Origin of the sequence: Hydrogenophaga bisanensis (genome assembly GCF_042665135.1) — a bacterium.
GTDB lineage: Bacteria > Pseudomonadota > Gammaproteobacteria > Burkholderiales > Burkholderiaceae_C > Hydrogenophaga > Hydrogenophaga bisanensis.
On the sequence record NZ_JBHTBX010000037.1, the window covers coordinates 1 to 971 of the forward strand.

At 64.5% G+C, this 971-nt stretch carries 1 protein-coding gene; it reads left to right on the top strand.

The window, feature by feature from the left end:
• A partial coding sequence (gene tuf, locus ACFQNJ_RS19320; protein WP_382260382.1) for an elongation factor Tu occupies positions 1 to 971 on the top strand: 971 nt, incomplete at both ends.

The following is a 971-nucleotide window of genomic DNA, read 5'->3' on the forward strand; positions in this document are numbered from 1 at the left end:
AAATTTGAGCGGACCAAGCCGCACGTGAACGTGGGCACCATCGGTCACGTGGACCACGGCAAGACGACGCTGACGGCTGCCATCACGACCGTTCTGTCCAAGAAGTTCGGTGGCCAGGCCAAGGCCTATGACCAGATCGACGCGGCTCCGGAAGAGAAGGCCCGCGGCATCACGATCAACACCGCCCACGTCGAGTACGAGACGGCCAACCGCCACTATGCCCACGTGGACTGCCCCGGCCACGCCGACTACGTCAAGAACATGATCACCGGTGCCGCCCAGATGGACGGCGCCATCCTGGTGTGCTCGGCCGCTGACGGCCCGATGCCCCAGACCCGCGAGCACATCCTGCTGTCGCGCCAGGTGGGCGTGCCCTACATCATCGTCTTCCTGAACAAGGCTGACCTGGTGGACGACGCCGAGCTGCTGGAACTGGTCGAAATGGAAGTGCGCGAGCTGCTGTCCAAGTACGACTTCCCCGGCGACGACACCCCGATCATCAAGGGTTCGGCCCGCATGGCGCTCGAAGGCGACACCGGCGAGCTGGGCGAGCAGGCCATCATGAAGCTGGCCGACGCGCTGGACAGCTACATCCCCACGCCTGAGCGTGCCGTGGACGGCACCTTCCTGATGCCCGTGGAAGACGTGTTCTCCATCTCCGGTCGCGGCACCGTGGTGACCGGCCGTATCGAGCGCGGCATCATCAAGGTCGGCGAGGAAATCGAGATCGTCGGTATCTCCGCCACCCAGAAGACCACCTGCACCGGCGTGGAAATGTTCCGCAAGCTGCTGGACCAGGGTCAGGCTGGCGACAACGTCGGTATCCTGCTGCGCGGCACCAAGCGCGAGGAAGTGCAGCGCGGCCAGGTGCTGTGCAAGCCCGGCTCCATCAAGCCGCACACGCACTTCACCGGTGAGGTGTACGTGCTGTCCAAGGACGAAGGTGGCCGTCACACCCCGTTCTTCAACAA